General features: G+C 60.2%; 12 protein-coding genes and 9 pseudogenes. 13 read left to right on the top strand and 8 right to left on the bottom strand.

The annotated features are described in order from the left end of the window. Positions 1–235: 235 nt before the first annotated feature. Positions 236–1,579, bottom strand: a complete 1,344-nt coding sequence (locus tag NLN62_RS48395) for an IS1380 family transposase (protein ID WP_254113927.1) — start codon at positions 1,577–1,579, stop codon at positions 236–238. 431 nt (positions 1,580–2,010) lie between these two features. Between NLN62_RS48395 and NLN62_RS48390 the strand changes: the two genes are divergently transcribed. Beyond that, positions 2,011–2,292, top strand: coding sequence for a WGR domain-containing protein (locus NLN62_RS48390; protein ID WP_254113926.1), 282 nt, complete (start codon positions 2,011–2,013; stop codon positions 2,290–2,292). Positions 2,293–2,327: 35 nt separating this feature from the next. On the opposite strand, the pseudogene NLN62_RS48385 reads toward NLN62_RS48390, so the two are convergent. Beyond that, positions 2,328–3,143: pseudogene (locus NLN62_RS48385) on the bottom strand (IS5 family transposase); the annotation flags it as partial. Positions 3,144–3,416: 273 nt separating this feature from the next. Between NLN62_RS48385 and NLN62_RS48380 the strand changes: the two are divergent. The 6 genes and pseudogenes from NLN62_RS48380 to NLN62_RS48355 all read left to right on the top strand — a co-directional run bounded on the left by NLN62_RS48380 (position 3,417) and on the right by NLN62_RS48355 (position 9,047). After that, a pseudogene (locus tag NLN62_RS48380) lies at positions 3,417–4,252 on the top strand (IS5 family transposase). Positions 4,253–4,593: 341 nt separating this feature from the next. Next, entirely contained in the window at positions 4,594–4,938 is a 345-nt protein-coding gene (locus NLN62_RS48375) for a hypothetical protein (protein ID WP_254113925.1), read from the top strand. Between the two features lie 73 nt (positions 4,939–5,011). Beyond that, the gene (locus NLN62_RS48370; RefSeq protein WP_254113924.1) at positions 5,012–5,353 is read left to right on the top strand and encodes a type II toxin-antitoxin system PrlF family antitoxin; all 342 of its coding nucleotides are present in this window, start codon (positions 5,012–5,014) and stop codon (positions 5,351–5,353) included. Continuing rightward, positions 5,350–5,754 carry a type II toxin-antitoxin system YhaV family toxin gene (locus tag NLN62_RS48365; RefSeq protein WP_371933153.1) on the top strand — a complete coding sequence of 135 codons (405 nt, stop codon included), beginning with the start codon at positions 5,350–5,352 and terminating at the stop codon, positions 5,752–5,754. The genes NLN62_RS48370 and NLN62_RS48365 overlap by 4 nt, the downstream gene beginning before the upstream one ends. Positions 5,755–6,751: 997 nt before the next feature. Then, on the top strand, positions 6,752–6,988 hold the full coding sequence (locus NLN62_RS48360) for a hypothetical protein (RefSeq protein ID WP_254113923.1): 237 nt from the start codon (positions 6,752–6,754) through the stop codon (positions 6,986–6,988). Further along, positions 6,978–9,047 carry a recombinase family protein gene (locus NLN62_RS48355; RefSeq protein WP_254113922.1) on the top strand — a complete coding sequence of 690 codons (2,070 nt, stop codon included), beginning with the start codon at positions 6,978–6,980 and terminating at the stop codon, positions 9,045–9,047. The genes NLN62_RS48360 and NLN62_RS48355 overlap by 11 nt, the downstream gene beginning before the upstream one ends. Positions 9,048–9,055: 8 nt before the next feature. Here NLN62_RS48355 and NLN62_RS48350 read toward each other — a convergent pair. Beyond that, positions 9,056–9,454 (bottom strand): annotated as a pseudogene (locus tag NLN62_RS48350) (transposase); the annotation flags it as partial. Between the two features lie 769 nt (positions 9,455–10,223). Next, positions 10,224–10,640 (bottom strand): annotated as a pseudogene (locus tag NLN62_RS48345) (IS3 family transposase); the annotation flags it as partial. Between the two features lie 231 nt (positions 10,641–10,871). On the opposite strand from NLN62_RS48345, the gene NLN62_RS48340 reads away from it, so the two are divergent. Then, complete coding sequence (locus NLN62_RS48340; RefSeq protein ID WP_254113921.1) at positions 10,872–12,254, top strand: IS110 family transposase; 1,383 nt, start codon at positions 10,872–10,874, stop codon at positions 12,252–12,254. 2 nt (positions 12,255–12,256) lie between these two features. On the opposite strand, the pseudogene NLN62_RS48335 reads toward NLN62_RS48340, so the two are convergent. From NLN62_RS48335 to NLN62_RS48325, 3 genes and pseudogenes are all read right to left on the bottom strand, one after another. Then, positions 12,257–12,518 (bottom strand): annotated as a pseudogene (locus NLN62_RS48335) (transposase); the annotation flags it as partial. A gap of 263 nt (positions 12,519–12,781) precedes the next feature. Then, positions 12,782–12,961 (bottom strand): annotated as a pseudogene (locus tag NLN62_RS48330) (hypothetical protein); the annotation flags it as partial. 173 nt (positions 12,962–13,134) lie between these two features. Then, positions 13,135–13,545, bottom strand: a complete 411-nt coding sequence (locus NLN62_RS48325; RefSeq protein WP_254113920.1) for a hypothetical protein — start codon at positions 13,543–13,545, stop codon at positions 13,135–13,137. Between NLN62_RS48325 and NLN62_RS48320 the strand changes: the two genes are divergently transcribed. The 5 genes and pseudogenes from NLN62_RS48320 to NLN62_RS48300 all read left to right on the top strand — a co-directional run. Further along, a complete protein-coding gene (locus NLN62_RS48320) occupies positions 13,532–13,864 on the top strand; it encodes a hypothetical protein (RefSeq protein ID WP_254113919.1) in 333 nt (110 codons plus the stop codon). The genes NLN62_RS48325 and NLN62_RS48320 overlap by 14 nt on opposite strands. 40 nt (positions 13,865–13,904) lie before the next feature. Beyond that, positions 13,905–14,114: a hypothetical protein gene (locus NLN62_RS48315; protein WP_254114265.1), complete on the top strand. Its 210-nt coding sequence runs from the start codon at positions 13,905–13,907 to the stop codon at positions 14,112–14,114. A 127-nt stretch (positions 14,115–14,241) separates the two neighbouring features. Next, a pseudogene (locus tag NLN62_RS48310) lies at positions 14,242–14,790 on the top strand (transposase); the annotation flags it as partial. Between the two features lie 143 nt (positions 14,791–14,933). Then, complete coding sequence (locus NLN62_RS48305; protein WP_254113918.1) at positions 14,934–15,914, top strand: radical SAM protein; 981 nt, start codon at positions 14,934–14,936, stop codon at positions 15,912–15,914. A gap of 202 nt (positions 15,915–16,116) precedes the next feature. Continuing rightward, a pseudogene (locus NLN62_RS48300) lies at positions 16,117–16,382 on the top strand (IS5/IS1182 family transposase); the annotation flags it as partial. A gap of 2 nt (positions 16,383–16,384) precedes the next feature. On the opposite strand, the pseudogene NLN62_RS48295 reads toward NLN62_RS48300, so the two are convergent. Further along, positions 16,385–17,158: pseudogene (locus NLN62_RS48295) on the bottom strand (IS630 family transposase); the annotation flags it as partial. Positions 17,159–17,436: the final 278 nt, after the last annotated feature.

Here is a 17,436-nt window from a genome sequence, read left to right as displayed (position 1 = left end):
AAGGTTCTGGTATTGCGCGCGAAGATTGACGAGCCGTTCCTCCAACGAGGGCAAGCGCTCGTGTATGTCATTGGCTAGCCCGATCTATTCACGAGAGCACGGTCGTTCTTGACGTCTGACGGGGGTTGGCGGCTGGCGTGGGTGACCGTCCGGCCTTTTGTCACCGGGTTCTACATCAAGCTGTTTTGTACGCGTTGGAGGAGTGGGGCGGGTGAGCGGGCGCAGGCCCGGTCGGTTACGGGCCGAGCGGGAGCAGCGCGCCGGGCAAGCTGCGGAAGAGGTCGGCTTCGGGGCATGCCGCGGCGAACGCAAGGCGAATGCGGCTCGCGGTTTCGACGACCCGGGCTGCGATTTTCAAGAGACGAAGACGCAGCGTCGCGAACTCGGCAGTGGCCAATTCCCGGACTTTGGGAATGGCGCCGCGCACGGTAAGCATCAACCAATAAGCGGCGGTGTGGAGAACGAGACGGACCTGGTTGGCGAGCGCCGAACGGCAACTGGTGCGGTCGGAGGCGAGCTGCGTCTTATGCAGCTTGATCAGATTTTCGGCTTGGCCGCGCGCGCAATACAGGCTGTCGTAGATCCACTCGGCCGAGCCGACATCGAGGCTGGTGACGACGAAGCGGATGTCGAGGCCGAGCATCGTCGCCTCAATACGGGCGACAGTGCGCCGTTCGTGATCCCAGGACTTTGCCTTGTGGCGCGTCTCGGTATAGCCGCGCAGAACAGGCAGGTTCTCGATGGCGCGTCGCGTGCGAATGTCGTCGGCGACCTCGTCGACTTTTCTGGCGAGAGGCTTGGTACCGGACAGACCGAAGATGTAGTCGATGCCGTTGTTCTCGCACCACGTCATGGCCTCCGGCCGAGCATAGTGCCCGTCGCCACGGAACGTAATTCGCGTCTTGTGCCACCGCGTCCGGATATGCCGTATCAGGCGGCGCAGATGGGCACGCACCTCGACGCCGCCCGGCGTCTTGCCGGGCCGCAGCACGACCGCCACGGGCCGGCTCTTCTCCGTGTCGTAGACGTGGATCGGCAGGAAGCAGCGTTCGTCATAATGAGCGTTGAACAGCGAGAGCTGCTGATGGCCGTGGACGACATCGCAGGTATCATCGATGTCGAGCGTGACGGATGCCGGCTCGCGCGGGTAGCTATCCATCCATGCGTCGACCAAAGTGTAGGTCAGTCGGATCACGTCGCGCAGGCGCGGAGCATTCTCCAGGCGCGACAGCGTCGGTTGGGAACACAGATCGCGACCGCTGTCCGGCAGCCGTCCGCAGGCCAGCTTGAATGCGGGATCGGACCGCAGATGATCGAGGTCGTCGGCGTCCTCGTAGCCGCAGCAGATCGCGAACATGCGCGCGCGGAACATATCGACAAGGCTGTGCACGACCCGCGTCGGATCGCGCCGATCCGGGAACACCCGGGCCAAATTGTCGGCCAAACCGAGACGCCGCTCGGCCATCGCCAGAAGCATCACGCCCCCATTCGAGGTTAGGCGTCCACCATCGAAGGCAGCTGTGACTTTCTTGGCGTGAACGGCTGGAAACGAGAAGGGCAGAATCGTATCATCGGTCATGGCGGGCGTGGCGTTCGCGGTTGAGGTGATGGGGTTGGCTTCGCAACCGAATCCTACGCCGCATCAGCGCTTTACACCACGCTCGCCAGCCTCTCAGGCGCCCTCTCGCGGATAAGACGGGTTAGTTATTCAGGAAGTTGAGCATCGATCTCTCTTAGAAACTTCAAGAACTCAACCCCCGGTGCGGATCTTGCGCAATGCCTGAGGTCGGAGGAGGGGATCTCCATCGAGCACGCGCGTGGCACCTTGTTCAGACGACATCTCCAGGGAGGCGCCGCCGCCCAGCGAGCCCGGAACTTGCGGGCTTGAGCTCAGCTGGCTATCGCCTGACCTCGGTTGTCTCGTAGCCTGCATAACATTTTTGAATCGTTGGCCCGGATCGATTCATTTATTTAATTGGACGGTCGATTCGGCGGCTGCGATTCTAGCGCATGTCCGAACTCACCGTGCAATATCTCGTGCTCGAACGCCGCGATCCGGCCTGGAACATGGCGCGGTTCTATGTGCTCACGATCGAGCCGACCCTGTTTGGCGATACGGCATTGGTGCGCGAATGGGGCCGTCTCGGTGGACGCGGTCGACGGCGGCTCGATCTGTTCGATGGACACGTGCAGGCCGCCGAGGCCCTCGAGTCTTGGCTGGAGCGCAAGACCCGTCGTGGCTACGTCCAGCGGCATTCGCCATGCCTGGAGCGAACGTGCGACCCGGCGTGAGAGTCTGACTCAAATTGCATTGCTGTTTTTATGGCTGCGATGCGCCTTGTCATGAGTTGGACGGAGGCGAGGAAGAGCCAGGCAGTTGCGCTTTCGATGGTTCGCTCGAAGTCCTTGGCCAATCTGCGGTTGCGGCCGAGCCAGGCGAAGGTTCGTTCGACCACCCAGCGGCGCGGAAGCACCTCGAAGCCCTGTGCGGCATCGGAGCGCTTGATGATCTCGACAGTCCACCGGCCGATCTTTTCTAGCACCGCCTTGAGCTTTTCGCCGGCATAGCCGCCATCGGCGAAGACATGGCGCAGCCAGGGGAAGCGGTAGCGAATGCTGCACAGGACATCTGGCGCGCCATCGCGATCCTGGACGTCGGCAGCGTGAACGATCGCGCCGACCAGGAGCCCTTGGGTGTCGGTGACGATGTGGCGCTTTCGACCCTTGATCTTCTTTCCCGCGTCGTAGCCGCGAGGGCCGCCACCTTCGGTGGTCTTGACCGATTGGCTGTCGATCACACCAGCCGTCGGCGAGGCCTCCCGGCCGATCGCCTCGCGCGCCAGCATCAGGAGTGCGTGGTTGATCGATTGCCACAATCCGCTGTCGCGCCATTGGTAGAAATAGTACTGCACCGTGGTCATTGGTGGAAACAGAGTGGGCGGCAGCATGCGCCACGGCAACCCGCCGCGCAGCAGATAGAGCACTGCCTCGACGATGTCCCGATAGCTCCATTTCGGGCGCCGCCCGCGCTTGGCCCGCACAGGAAGCAACCTCTCCAGCACGACCCATTCCGCATCCGTCAAGTCGCTTGGCAAACGCAGCTCCTCTCGGGCAAACTGTGCCCGGGTGATATCAGTCCACATTCTCGATCCCTTTGATGCTTCGCAACACCAATGGAATCAGAACTCGCTGATATCACTCAACTTATTTTTCGGTCGGACACTCAGAAACGTTCTTCACGAACGACTCCGGAGGCGGTGGAGGGCGACGTCGACGGCCGATCGAGTGCCGGTGTCCGCAAAATCGCGTGCGGTCCATACCTTGCTCGGCTGAGTGTCTGTTCGAAAACATGTTGAGTCGAATGAATCGGTTGTGATTCAAGGTGAGCGGCCTGATTCGATGGGGACGCGCCGCCAATGTGGACTACCGAGAACCGTGCACGCTACGACCGCAGCCGGCTGCGCTATCCGAGCGACTTGACCGACGCGGAGTGGGCGCTGATCGCGCCTCGCATCCCGCCGGCCAAGCGCGGCGGCAACAAGCGTACGGTGGACCTGCGTGAGATTGCCAACGGGCTGATGTACATCCTGAGCACAGGTTGCCAGTGGCGCGCGATCCCCAAGGACCTGCCGCCGCGCTCGACGCTGTATGGCCACTTCGATCTGTGGAGCTGGAACGGCACGCTCGATAATATTCATCACACCCTCTATGTCGAATGTCGCGAAAGGGCCGAGCGCGAGGCTTCTCCCACCGCCGCCATCATCGATAGCCAGAGCGTGAAAAGCGCTGAAAAAGGGGGCCTCATGATCTCCATGGCTACGACGCGGGCAAGAAGATCAAGGGCAAGAAGCGGCACATTCTCGTCGACACGCAGGGCCTCTTGATGCACGCCATCGTGCATGCGGCGGACATCCAGGATCGCGACGGCGGCGTGCTCCTGATGGCAACGTTGTTCGGCCTCTATCCCTTTCTTCTGAAGCTCTACGCCGACGGCGGATATCAAGGGCCACATTTCCAGAAGGGGCTGCGTAGCGCTCTGAAGCGCGTGAACCTCGAAATCGTCAAACGCTCCGATCAGGCTCACCGTTTCGTCGTCTTGCCCAAACGCTGGATCGTCGAGCGTACCTTTGCCTGGCTCGGGCGATGCCGAAGACTGTCCAAAGATTGGGAGTGCTTCAATCACAGGGCGCTCGCCTTTCTCAAGCTTGCCTCCATCCGACTCATGCTGCGAAAGCTATGCAATCCAAGATAATCTTTCCGGACAGACTCTGAGGGTCATGGCTCATCCGATCGTATCTGGTTCGCTGTGCTGGCCATTTTACTGTCCACTTGTAAGAGATATGCATCAAAAATCTTACGACGTCATGTAAGAAATATGGATCAAACTCCTTACGACCGTTAGTTTCGGCGCCCGAAGATATCGGAGCCGCGAAGAACCTTGCGAGGTCCTCTTCTAGGAGGTTTTCTGGGGGGTTTACCCTGCATTGTCCCAACTGCAATCACGAGATCCGGCTGACGGAGTCACTGGCCGCTCCCCTCCTCGCTGAAATCCGTCAGCGCTTTCAACAACAGCTGGCCAGCAAAGATGCCGAGATGGAGCGTAAGACCGAGGCGCTGCGCCTAGAACGCGAACAGCTGGTCAAAGACCGCGAGCAAATCGAAGACCACGTCGCGAAGCGATTGGCCGCCGAACGCGCCCAGCTGGTCGCGACCGAAAACAAGAAGGCGCGGGAGGCGGCCGCGGCCGAGCTCCAGGCGAAGGAATCGGAAGCCGCTGAGCTGCGAGCAACCCTCCATACCAACAACGCGAAGCTTGCCGAGGCCCAAAAGCAGCAGGCCGAACTGATGCGGCAGCAGCGGGCGCTCGAGGAGGAAAAGCGCGAACTCGACCTGACGATAGAGAAGCGCGTTCATCCTCATGGGCTCGGATGCGCGTAGGGACTGTCCGCATCTTGACTTACAATGCAAATGCATTACATCAGTTCGGTACGACGAAACAAGGGAACCGGCAATGGCAAAGACGGCTGAGATCCTCGAAATCCCCGCGACCATCACCGAGCGCGGCCAGACGACCGTGCCCGCCGCCATCCGCAAGATGCTGGCGCTCGGCAAACGCGACCAGGTGGTGTTTCGTGGGCTGGCCGACGGCACCGTCGTGATCGCGAAAAAGCAAGCGCGTGCCGACGAAGGCGATCCCGTGATCGGTAAGTTTCTCGCATTCCTCACCCGTGACATGGCGACGGCGCCCGCGCGGATTCGGCCCGTGCCCAAATCGCTGGTCGCCCGCGGCAAGTCCCTCGTCAAGGGCGTCGAGGTCGATCTCGATGCGGCTCTGCCGAAAGATGATGCGTGAGCGACGACACCATCACGATCAGCGGGTGGACGATCTATGCGCATCCTCTCTTCCTCGACCAGCTCGAGGCAATGATCGAGGCTGTCGAGAAGGCGCGCAAGAAAGACCCCAGGGGCTACAAGAAGAAGCGCGCGACAAAGCTCCTCGCCGCGGTTCTCAAAGTGGCGCTCGAGGATATCCCCAGCGACCCCACGCGCGATGTCTATCGCCAGGGCGCCACGCTCGGCGAAGACTACAAGCACTGGTTCCGGGCAAAATTCCTGCAGCAGTTCCGTCTCTTCTTTCGCTACCAGCACTCGGCTGACGCCAAGATCATCGTCCTCGCATGGGTGAACGACGACTCGAGCCTGCGCGCCTATGAGAGTGCCACGACGCCTACGCCGTGTTTCGGAAAATGCTGACACGCGGCAACCCGCCCAACAGCTGGAAGGACCTCTTGGCCGCCGCCTCGGATCCCTCGGCGAAGCGCCGGCTCGCGCGATCCGCGCCTGAGGGCTAAACAGATCGTATTCCGCATCGGTCATCAACGTGCGATCGTATTCCTCATAGCGCGAACGATCGGTGCGGTTGATCAGGTCCAGAAGCTCCGGCGGGGCATAGCGCCCGTTCGTTCTTGCGCACCAGCTCGATGATCTGCGACCGCGGGAAGTCGCCGCCATATTCGACCTCCGCGCTGGATGAGCGCTGCTTGTCTGAGTGCCTCCCAAGCGTTTGCGACTCGATGCCGAATTGACTCAAACGGTGTCATTCGCGGCCGGGTCGAGCCAGTAGCAAGTCCGGCCAAGTCCGCTATGTCTACTGGGGGACAAAGACGAGGGCGAAGAGGAAAGCAAAGAGCTGACAGCCTTCACGCCCCACGACCTTCGGAGAACGGCTGCAACCATCGTGTGAGCTGGTCCCGGTTGTCTGAACAGAATCTCCGTATCGATAAGTGGAGCCTCTGCCGGGTTAGGCTGCCGTGCGGAGCGGCAGCGAGGTGAAGTAAGCTTGATCCGGTGTGCTGCCGTCAAGGCTCGAATGTGGGCGGCGGCAATTGTACAACAAGGCTTGAGAACGCCCACGGGACCGTATGCCGTGAGGTTCTATACCGGCTTCACCCTTGGGCAGGCCGCGAGGTTTTCGTCCATGCCGTGATCGACAAGGCGGACGGCGTTGTTTTCCGCTGCACGCTGGATGGATCGGAGACGCAGCGTTTTCTGGAGATCCCATCCTGGATGTTCGACCGCGCGGCATGTGCTCGCGGTGGCAGCCTAACGGCAGAGCCCTTTGTCAGCCTGGAAGCGCTCAACGCGTTGTCGGCGCTTCTCGATTCAGCGGTCAAGAGGACCGCATCATCATTGAATGAGCCGCTTTCCGGTGCATGCGGAGTCTCTCACGATCAGAATCGGGGAGAGGCTCATGGCAAGCAGGACGGCGATATCGGCGAAGCCGGTTCGGCGCAACCGGCGGTTCGGCATGCATCAGATGGACCTGTTCGCGGGTGGCATCGCGCACAGCGCCGTCGGGGTTCCAGAGTGGCGGGAGCTGCCGAAGGAGGCGCAGGATGCGCTGGTGAACTTGATGACGCAGCTGGTGCTGGACCATGCGCGGCTGAGCGCAACGCTCGCGAAGAGGGAAGACAGTCATGATCAGTGACAAGGTCCGCCCTCACCACCTTGAGCGCAAGGCGATCCTCTATGTGCGCCAGTCCTCCGCCCATCAGGTGCTGCACAATCGTGAGAGCAGCGCGTTGCAATACGCGATGCGCGACCGATTGACGGCGCTGGGGTGGTCCGAGATCGAGGTGATCGACGATGACCTTGGGCGCTCCGCTGCCGGCGGCGTCCAGCGCACGGGCTTCGAGCGGATGGTGGCCGAAGTTTGCCTCGGCAAGGTCGGCGCAGTCTGTGCGCGGGAGGTCTCGCGCTTCGCCCGCAATAGCCGGGATTGGCAACAGCTGATCGAGATGTGTCGCGTCGTCGACACGGTGCTGGTTGACCAGGAAACTGTCTATGCTCCGCGGCATGGCAACGACCGACTGCTTCTGGGGCTGAAGGGTAGCCTCAACGAGTATGAGCTGGACCTTTTGCGACAACGCTCGCTCTCGGCACGCTACGAGAAGGCCCGCCGCGGCGAACTGATTGCGGCCACGCCCGTCGGGTTTGTGAAGGTCGGTGATCGCTACGAGAAGGATCCGGACCGGCGTGTGCAGGACGCCATTACGCTCGTCTTCGACAAGATCGAGGAACTCGGGACCGCGCGGCAGGCGCTGCTATGGTTCCATGAGCACGGCCTCGACCTACCGGTGAAGCAGCCGAACGGCGACACAGCCTGGCGGCGGCCCAGCTACGCGACCCTCCACAGGATGGTCGAGAACCCGGTCTACGGCGGAGCCTACGCCTATGGTAGAACAGCCGTAGCGACGGGGTACGGCGTCCATGGCGCAGGCGTGAAGATCCGCCGGAGGGCACGCGCGGAGTGGCTCGCCCTCAAGCCGGACGCCCACGAAGGCTATGTGAACTGGGAGAGGTTCGAAGCGATCCGTACAATGGTCTCCAGTAACGTGCCCACGAGCCGGCATCATGGCGCGCCCAAGCATGGCGAGGCGCTGCTCGCTGGGCTCATCCGCTGCCGGCGTTGTGGCCGCAAGCTGACGCTGCGCTACAGCGGTATGAAGCATCACATCCCCCGTTACAGCTGCTCGCGCGGCTGGATGGACAACGGCGAACCGCGCTGCATCGCGTTCGGAGGCTTGCGCGTCGATGATGCGATCGAAGAGGCACTGCTCGGCGTTGTCGGGCCCGGCGCCGTTGCGGCGGCTACGGCCGCCGCAGCCCAGGCCACACATCAGAGGGATCAAGTTCGCGAAGCGCTCGGCCGTGATCTCGAAGCGGCCCGTTACGCCGCCGATCGCGCCTTCCGGCAATATGACACGGCGGATCCGGCAAATCGTCTGGTTGCCGCGGAGCTTGAGGCGCGCTGGAATCGCTCGCTTGCCCGCGTCGCCGAGGTAGAGAGCAAGATTGCCGCGCATGATGCGGCGACCGCACCGACAGCGATCGATCCAACGCTGCTCAGCGTACTGGCCTCAAACCTCAAGTCAGTCTGGTCAGGGCCGACCACCGATGCGCGGCTGAAGAAGCGCATCGTCCGTACGCTGATTCACGAGGTCATTGCCGATATCGATGACGAAGCGTCCGAGATCGTTCTCGTCGTGCATTGGGCGGGCGGCGCTCACAGCGAGATGCGGCTGCCGAAGCGTCGACGTGGGCAGCGTAACAGCACCTCCGACGACATCATCGCAGCCGTCCGGCAACTGGTGCTGATCGCCAGCGACGACCTGATTGCGGGCTTGCTCAACCGCAACGGCCTTAGGACAGGCAACGGCAACCGCTGGACCCGCGAGCGCGTCACAACCACACGATCTTATCATCGGATACTCGTCTTCCGGCGGGCCGAGGATAGCGTCGAGCCATGGCTCAATCTCTCCGACGCCGCCAGGCTTCTCAAGGTCGCATCCAAGACGCTGCGCTTGGCCGCAGAAGCTGGTCAGATCGAAGCCGTCCACCCTCTACCGGATGGGCCATGGATCTTCGCGCGCGCGGCTTTGACCACGGATGCCGCCACATCCATCACCGAACGAGCGCGGCAGAACCCAAGATACCCCGCAGGATCGCATCCCGATCAGCAAAGTCTCTTCTCTTCAACAACATAGACAAATGGGTGTTCTGATGCGCGGTTGTAAAAGTCGAGGTATCGGCCGATCGAGGCGCGGGCGTCGGACACGCTGTCGTAGGCCCGCAAGTAAACCTCCTCATATTTGACGCTGCGCCACAGCCGCTCGACGAGCACATTGTCCCGCCAGGCTCCTTTACCGTCCATGCTGATGGCGATGCCGTTGCTGGCGAGCGCGCCGGTGAAGGCCGAGCCGGTGAACTGCGAGCCCTGATCCGTGTTGAAGATTTCAGGCCTGCCGTGACGCGCCAAAGCGTCCTCCAGCGTCTCGACGCAGAACGCCGCCTCCATGGTGATCGAGAGCCGCCACGACAGAACCCGGCGGGTCGCCCAGTCCAGCACGACAGCGAGATAGACGAAGCCGCGCGCCATCGGGAATGGAGTAAGAAGCGCATAAGCGCTTCTCCTCCCCGAACCGTACGGGCACCTTTCAGCGCATACGGCTCTCCGTTCAAGTCTGGCCCATGGCCATTGCGACATCCTGATATCGCGAGCTTGTGCTGCATTTCACTGATTATCAAAGGTCTTCACCTCATTAGGTCAGATCACGTGCACTCCAAGCAACTCAAACTGCTCCCCTTCGCCATGTGACCGGCTTTCCCGGCCTCGGACTACTACGGGAGCTCTGCCAGCATGACGGACATCGGGGTCAACTCCCTTGCCATTCCGCTCATGCCTTCCCTCGTTCATATGTTGGACTACCAGCGCATCGGTGAGGTTGCCGGTCGCAGTCTTTTCCCTTGCTTGCTGCAAGTCGATGCCGTTGCCTCAGGTTTGGCTGTGTTCTCCCCTCGGCCCACGCAAGACGCCCTACATCTACGCTCGCGTTCGGGTGTCTCCGGCTACATATCCTTCGACACCATTCAGCATTCCGCCTGTTAAACCGTGTAGGCGGAGGCGACATTTCAGCCCACAGACGCGGATGAACCGGTTCGTGTTCCTCAACCTTCCGATACTCAGCCTCGGGAACCATCTCGGCGTAACGGTTTCGCCTCAATCCCCTTTACCTGCGGGCTACGTCACCCTGCCAGTTGACAGCAGGTCACCGCCGCTTGGGCTCATGCTTCCTCACAGCAGGAAGCAGGCTCGTCAAATTCCTCCTTTCTCAATGCATTCCAAACATACGCTTCCCCGATTCCTCAGGGCGAGGCGCACTGTAGGTGATGTCCATGGCCCAGACCTGGTTCGGACGCGTGATCTCCATGCCGCGCAGCAGGTAGGGATAGATCTTGTGGCCGGGCTCGGGCTGGGTGGTGCGCGGACGCCGGTACAGCGCCTCTATCCCCATCCGCCGCATCAGCGTTTTGACATGCCGGCGGCCGATCTTGCACCCCTCGGCAGCCAGCAGGCCTCGCAACATACGCGAACCGGCGAAAGGAAACTCCAGATGCAGCCGGTCAAGCCGTTGCATCAGCGCGAGGTCGTCGGGCGACACCGGACGCGGCAGATAATAGACGCTGCCGCGGCTGATGTTCAGAGCTTCCGCCTGCTTGCTGATCGGCAGATCGTGGTCACGGTCGATCATCGCTTTGCGCTCAGCAATCCCGCCTTGGTGAGCGCTCCTTCTAAAAAAAACTATGCGCGGCGCTGCGCTCCCCCTGTGGGATAGAAACGGGCCGGCGCTAGATTGCCGACCGGAAGGGAGCGGCCGATACGATTTTGGTGGCACGTAACCCCGTTAAAAAACCTGGTCCATGGGTTGTTGCGCACTTGAGAGTGGTGACGCCATCCGGCGATCCCGTTTAGGAATCTGACCAATAGCCCAGCCCAGCCTTCCGCCGCCGTCAGCAGGAGGATTGGATATATGACCCCCAAAAGATCGAAGTCGAGGAACGGTGGTAAGATGCCGATGGTGCACCCGAACGCGGGTGCCATCGACGTCGGAGCGACTATGCACATGGCTGCTGTGAGGGCAGATCGCGCACCGGAGCCAGTCCGCAGCTTCGGTACCTTCACGACCGATCTGCATCGGCTGGTCGACTGGTTTACTGAATGCGGCGTCGAGACCGTCGTCATGGAATCGACCAGCGTCTACTGGATTCCGATTTTCGAGCTTCTCGATGCCCGGGGATTTACCGTGTTTCTTGTCAACGCGCGCGATGCCAAGCACGTGCCGGGGCGCAAGACCGATGTCAGCGATGCGCAATGGCTGCAGCGGCTCCATTCATTCGGGTTGCTGCGGGCCAGCTTTCGGCCCAAAGGGAAGATTGCCGAGCTGCGAGCCTACGTGCGTCAGCGCGAGCGTCTGCTGGAGTACGCGGCCTCACACATCCAGCATATGCAGAAGGCCTTGACGGAGATGAATCTTCAGCTGCACCACGTTGTCGCCGACATCACCGGCGCGACCGGCCTGCGTATCATACGCGCGATCCTTGCCGGCGAGCGCGATCCGGAGGCGCTGGCGTGCTTGCGCCATTACAATTGCCACTCCAGCGCCGAGACGATCGCGAAGGCGCTCACCGGAAGCTATCGCGCCGAGCATCTGTTTGCGCTCGAGCAGGCACCTGCGCTTTACGACGCCTACCACGAGAAGGCATCTGCCTGCGACGCCCGGATCGAAGCCGTGTTGAAGGAACTGAGCATCCATCGCGGTCATGGCCATGGATCAGCGCCGCGGGCCTCGCGGCGTCGGAACCGAACCGATCAGGCGAACGCTCTAGCTTTCGACGTCCGCGAGGCGCTGTTCGCGTTGCTCGGAAAGGACATCACCACGATCGACGGCCTCGGTCCTTACCTCTCGCTGAAGCTGATCGCTGAATGCGGCGACGACCTCTCCTCGTGGCCAAGTGCAAAGCATTTTACCTCCTGGCTGGGACTGGCGCCGAGTAACAAGGTCTCCGGCGGCAAAATGCTCTCGTCCCGAACGCACCGATCCGGCGGCCGGGCGACGGCACTTCTGCGCCTTGCTGCCGTGACCGTGGGTCGTACGGACACCGCGCTCGGCGCCTTTTATAGACGGCTGTCAGCGCGCATCGGCAAGGCCAAGGCCGTGACCGCCACGGCCCGCAAGATCGCAGTCCTGTTCTGCAATGCTGTGCGATACGGAATGGACTATGTCGATCCCGGGGCCTCGTCCTACGAGACGCGTTACCGAACGCGAGTAGTCAACAATTTGCATCGGCGTGCCAAGGCATTCGGCTTTGTTCTCCAGCCCTTGGAGCCGAAAGTCGGTGCTGCCGTTTCTTAGGAATCGTTCTCCAGCGTCAACTCGCCGATCTTGGCGTGCAGCGACTTCACGTCGATGGTGGGCTCGGCGAGCCGGCTCCCGCTGCCCGGACCGAACACATCTGCGGCGCCGGCCCTCGAGCTGCGCCTTCCACGATGTGATCTGATTGGGGTGAACGTCGAACTGCTCCGCCAGTTGCGCCAGCGTGCGGTCACCCTTGACGGCGGCCAGCGCCACCTTCGCCTTGAAAGCCGCAGTGTGGTTCCGCCGTACTCGTCTGCTCATCGTCTCTCCTGATTCGCGGGGCAATCTTGCCCGCCGTCAGGCAGAAACTCCACTTATCGCCCTGTTCAGATTTGCGGGGCCGGCTCAAGCACAGCGAGCCCGCTGCGCGTCACGATTGCCTGTACCACCTTCCGCGGGATGCACGATCATCTTGACGCCCCCCGAGCGAGTGCAGGAATAATCACCCTAGGCAGCCCGTCGATACCACAAGCCAAGCATCGGCCGTTCTGGCCAATCTAGACCGAACGTTGTCGAGATGTCCATCAACATGCAGTCTGGGCGCCTGAATCGCGAAGATCGCAGAAGGCAAGGCGTTCGCGATCTGGCGCGTTGATTCCCAGTATTTCGAACAGGATGGCGAAAGCGCGCTCCGCTTCATGTGGTGCTGTCCAGCTCTCCCCGGCATTGGCAACCATAAGCGCCAAATCGACGTAGCGGTCTGCGCCGCACCTGTGGAACTCGTCGGCTTCATGTAGAAGTGCGGACATCCGTGTCTGCAACTCTGCAACCAGCCACAGTAGAAGGTCCTAAATGACCATGATAGGCTCGAGCGCAATATGTTTGAACCGTTTGGAAAAGCTCCGAGGCCGAATGATGCCGGGGCAGACGGAAACGCTCACCGAGCGATCCAGGCCTGCCTCTGACCCCGCCACGTGGGGTTAACCTCCTTTAGCCGGTTCGCCGCGCGCTCAGCGTCCAAACTGGCTGCTTCGCCATGACGCTGTTTGATCTCCTCCATGAGCCTTGCCATCTCTTCGACGCGCTTTATTGTCATTCCGGTCCGCGGCGCCGCTGGAGACGCCCCTTCAACCGCCTTTTGGAATGCCTTTGTTGGCCCTTTTAGTTCTGTGATGGCCTCGCGAAGGACCTCAAGCTGGTCGCTCAAGCTAACCGCCTGGAATGTTTCCTTTTCAGTGTCCGAAATTTTGAGAAGATTCGGTGCAATGTCCTGAGTTACTGACTCGCTGAGTGGCGCAAAGAATGGAAAACTCAACCAAGAGAACCAATTTGGGTTGGTGTTTGACATCGATATCCTCTCCACCTATCGCCTTCACGCTGCACGAGGTTGGCAAATCGATCGAGCGGAAGGGCGTGATGCTGCAGGGTTGCATCGCGACGCGCTAACCAGAAAAACATGGCTTGCGGCAGGGGCCTTTGGCTGGGCGCAAGCTCAAGCAATCTCACCACCATCTGTGAGTGGCCCCTTTATTGCAGGGTTGTGCGGCAAGGCGCGGAGCGATTCCCGCCGAGGCAAATTTAATGGCTTCTCGATCTTAGGAACTGAAAAAGGAGATGATTATGCCACAGCTCAACACGAGCAACGAGGTGATAACCCGACGTGCTGACAACTGGGTGGAAGTTCGAGCCCACCAGCGAGGTCCGAGCATGAATGACAAGACTGCCGATTTGGCTAAGGAGTCACTGATCATCGCTCCCTTAGATCTTGACGCGATTATCATCGACAACCATGGCGAGATTTCAATCACCCATACCAACTTGCAAAAGGCTCTGATGACCTCCTTTCTGGCGACGCCAACATGCCACGAAGCCAATATTGGGTGGCGCGGAAGATTCCCGCTCTCAAGTTGCCGGTAGGCAACTCGTCGGGGTGCCGTCGTGAGGTTGGTAGGAATTTACGTTGGCGTAGTCTCCGGGGTGTTCAACCTCGAAACGCCCAGCGCTAGCTTCTGGGAACGTTTGTCCCGGTCGGGTTGGCCATGCCGCGCGATTGAACACCCCCGACGGCGCTACGGCCGAATGGAAGAGCAAGACGTTGAAGGCCTATGAGCACCGCGCTATCACAGCGGATGCGGTGATCGCCGCCACCTATCCGGCTGCGACCAGCACGCGGCGAGTTCGACGGGCTCTGACGGCGCTGTTTCGTGGTCTGGTGAGCAAGGATACGGCGAGCCGAACCTGGCGCAAGGTAAAGACCGACTGGGAACGCCCGCTCGCTCGCCGACGAGCCGATCGTACGGCTCATCCTCGATGGAACGGTGGTTCGCGTCAGGCTCGACCGCAAAGCCACTGCGATTTCGCTGTTTGTCGTCTTGAGGGTGCGCGCCGACGGACAAAAGTTCTGCTCGCGATCAGGAACATGGGCGATGAAAGCGCTGAGATCTGGCGCAGTGTGCTCGACGATCTCACCAGGCGCGGTTCAGCGGCCGGAGCGCCTCATCGTCGATTGCTGCCCTCCGCCGACACGGCAGCGATGTTGTTCTGGGCCTTGCTATCCTCCGGCCAGATCAACATACGCAAAGTCGACGGCTAGAAAATGCTCGCCGAAAAACCCATCGCCCAGTCGATCGACCTCGCTGCCTGACAAGCTATGCGTCAAATTTCCCGGGGGCTGCCACCGCCAATTCCAAACACTTTTCTGACGGCACCCCTGGTCAGCGTCTTCGGAGACTAAACTTGAGCGGACAATCAGAGATTCTGAGCGCGATCGATCCGCGCGTATTTGAGCTTTTTCTGCTACCTACCGAGAAATGTAACTTTAGATGCACCTACTGTTATGAGAACTTCTCGATAGGCAAAATGAAGAAGCCCGTAATTGACGGAATAAAGGCCCTACTCACGAGAAAGGCACAAAGGATAGAATTGTTGAAGGTGAGCTGGTTTGGTGGCGAGCCGCTTCTTGCTCCGGAAATCATCGAAGAAATCTCGCATCACATCACATCACTTACTCGAATTTCAACCAATTTTCAGTATTGTGGGAGCATGACTACAAATGGATATCTACTCGAACCGTTAGTGTTGAGACGACTCGTAGACATCGGGATCACTGGCTTCCAAATATCCCTCGATGGTGACGAAGATGCGCACAATTCAAGACGAAAAATGCTGAATGGGTGCAACAGCTTCGGCCAAATCTGGCAAAATCTCATGTCCATTCGCGAATCCGAATGCAACGTAGATGTCTTGCTAAGGATTCATCTTACGCCAGATAATCTAGTATCAGCGGAGATGCTGCTCGAAAAGATTCTCTCGGAATTTGGCAACGACAGGAGGTTTACGGTCTTCCTAAAGCCAATCGCGAAATTGGGTGGCGTGAATGACTCATCAACTGCTGTCATTGCCGACAAAAACCAATCGGAAGTTGTTCGACAGCTTGGACGAATGGTCGCAAAACATATGCATGTGTTAAATTGTTCGCGGAAGCTTGAAGATAGGATTTGCTCCGCTTCAAAGCTAAACTCTTTGGTTGTTCGGGCAGATGGCTCCCTCGCGAAGTGCACCATAGCGCTATATGATGCTCGCAACAATATCGGTCAGATAAGACAGGACGGCACCTTGCACCTGAGGCGTGAGCATCTCTTGCCGTGGCTACAGGGACTACAGTCGCTTGATGCCGGGCACCTAGCCTGTCCGTACCGCGCACTTGCAATGTCATAGCCAAAAGAGCAGCTTTTGTGTGCTTCTCGCCAAAAACGTGTAAGTGAAGGACGATTGCCTTGACGCGGGCAGTGCGGTTAGTCCTCCGTTCTTTAATCGCGGGCACGGTGTCAGCCCTGATAGACAAAAGTGATCCGCTACCGGGTTCATGGTTCTTTCAGCGGTGATCTCTCTATGCAGGAGCGCCGCATGATAGCGTTCAGAGGTGGAGTGCATCGGCAAAGGCAAGGCCCGGGCACCTTACGAGTTAATGGCAAAGTCTCGATTGCCACGCCTGCCACCGCGCCCAAAGGCGGGCAGTTTGTGCTGCATGCCAAGGCCCTGCACGGCAATCCCTATGACGGCCACACGCTCGGTCCCGTCATCGCCGACCTCGAAAAGCTCACAGGTGTTGCAGCGCGCCGCATCCACGGCGACAAGGGCTACCGCGGCCACAACTATCCCGACCGGTTCAAGGTCTGGATCAGCTCTATGACGTGAAGCTGACGGTTCGGAAAGGCCGCGGTGAGGCTGTTCATGAAATCGAGAAACTCGACGCGGCGACGGCGTTTTGAATGCCTTGCGATGATCTTTCCGGTGGCGACTTCGAGCGCTGCAAACAATGTTGTGGTGCCATGCCGCTTGTAATCGTGGCTCTGGCCGGTCAAGGCGCGGCCATTGGGCAACTTCAGATAACCCTGCGCTCGCTCCAAAGCCTGGATCGAAGGCTTCTCGTCCACGCAGAGCACAATAGCCTTCGCCGGCGGGGCGACGTAAAGGCCAACAACATCGGCGGCTTTGGCCGTAAAGTTCGGGTCGTTGCTCTCGCACCAGGACTTGCGAGCTGCGAGGTCAAGCTTGTGGCTGCGCAGGAAGCGCCGGACATATTGGACGTCAACATCGCCCAGCGCCTCGGCCAGCAGAGGACCGGTCCAGCGCGCAAACCCTTGCGGGGGCGGCTTATCCAGCAGCTTCAGAATCCGCTTGTCGGTCGTCTTCGTATAGATCGGCTGCTTGCCAGGCCGCGGCTTATCTCGCAGCCCTTCAAGGCCATGGTCGGCATAGCGATGCCGCCAAAGGCTGACAACCCGCGGCTGGACCCCAACTTCCTTGGCGATCGAGCGGGTGCTGCGCCCGGCCGCCGCCAATAGAACTATCCGTGCCCGCTTCAAATCGCGCTGCAATGTCACCGGTGAGCGACAACACGCCTCAAGCACCTTGCGATCTTTCCTCGAAAGGTGGACTTCTCTTGCTTCGGGTATCATCCATATCTTGAATCACGACTCACGATCTAAGAAAAGTGGGTACTAGCCCAGACCTCAACCTGTCGAAAACGGCTTTGCCAAACGGCGAACGGCAATCCGGCGCAAGCCGCGGCGCGTACAGTCGACAGGCTTGCGCCGCTATCGCGCGCGCTCATCAATCTCTTCCGCTCCGCACGAATGCCTCAACTGCTTCATGACTGCGGCTACTAGAATGCGCCCGTTATTTTCCGGTTTTCCGACGAAGGGCGACACTGCCTATCCTTGAGCCCTCGAAAAAC

The sequence above is a fragment of the Bradyrhizobium sp. CCGUVB23 genome, assembly GCF_024199885.1.
GTDB lineage: Bacteria > Pseudomonadota > Alphaproteobacteria > Rhizobiales > Xanthobacteraceae > Bradyrhizobium.
This window is presented reverse-complemented; position numbering and strand designations above follow the sequence as displayed.

Bases quoted from the DNA above. Each gene is read 5' to 3' on its own strand.
- NLN62_RS48340 (WP_254113921.1), top strand. From the start codon at position 10,872: ATGACCCCCAAAAGATCGAAGTCGAGGAACGGTGGTAAGATGCCGATG.
- NLN62_RS48370 (WP_254113924.1), top strand. From the start codon at position 5,012: ATGGCAAAGACGGCTGAGATCCTCGAAATCCCCGCGACCATCACCGAG.
- NLN62_RS48325 (WP_254113920.1), bottom strand. From the start codon at position 13,545: ATGTCAAACACCAACCCAAATTGGTTCTCTTGGTTGAGTTTTCCATTC.
- NLN62_RS48395 (WP_254113927.1), bottom strand. From the start codon at position 1,579: ATGACCGATGATACGATTCTGCCCTTCTCGTTTCCAGCCGTTCACGCC.
- NLN62_RS48355 (WP_254113922.1), top strand. From the start codon at position 6,978: ATGATCAGTGACAAGGTCCGCCCTCACCACCTTGAGCGCAAGGCGATC.
- NLN62_RS48375 (WP_254113925.1), top strand. From the start codon at position 4,594: ATGGAGCGTAAGACCGAGGCGCTGCGCCTAGAACGCGAACAGCTGGTC.
- NLN62_RS48315 (WP_254114265.1), top strand. From the start codon at position 13,905: ATGAATGACAAGACTGCCGATTTGGCTAAGGAGTCACTGATCATCGCT.
- NLN62_RS48390 (WP_254113926.1), top strand. From the start codon at position 2,011: ATGTCCGAACTCACCGTGCAATATCTCGTGCTCGAACGCCGCGATCCG.
- NLN62_RS48360 (WP_254113923.1), top strand. From the start codon at position 6,752: ATGGCAAGCAGGACGGCGATATCGGCGAAGCCGGTTCGGCGCAACCGG.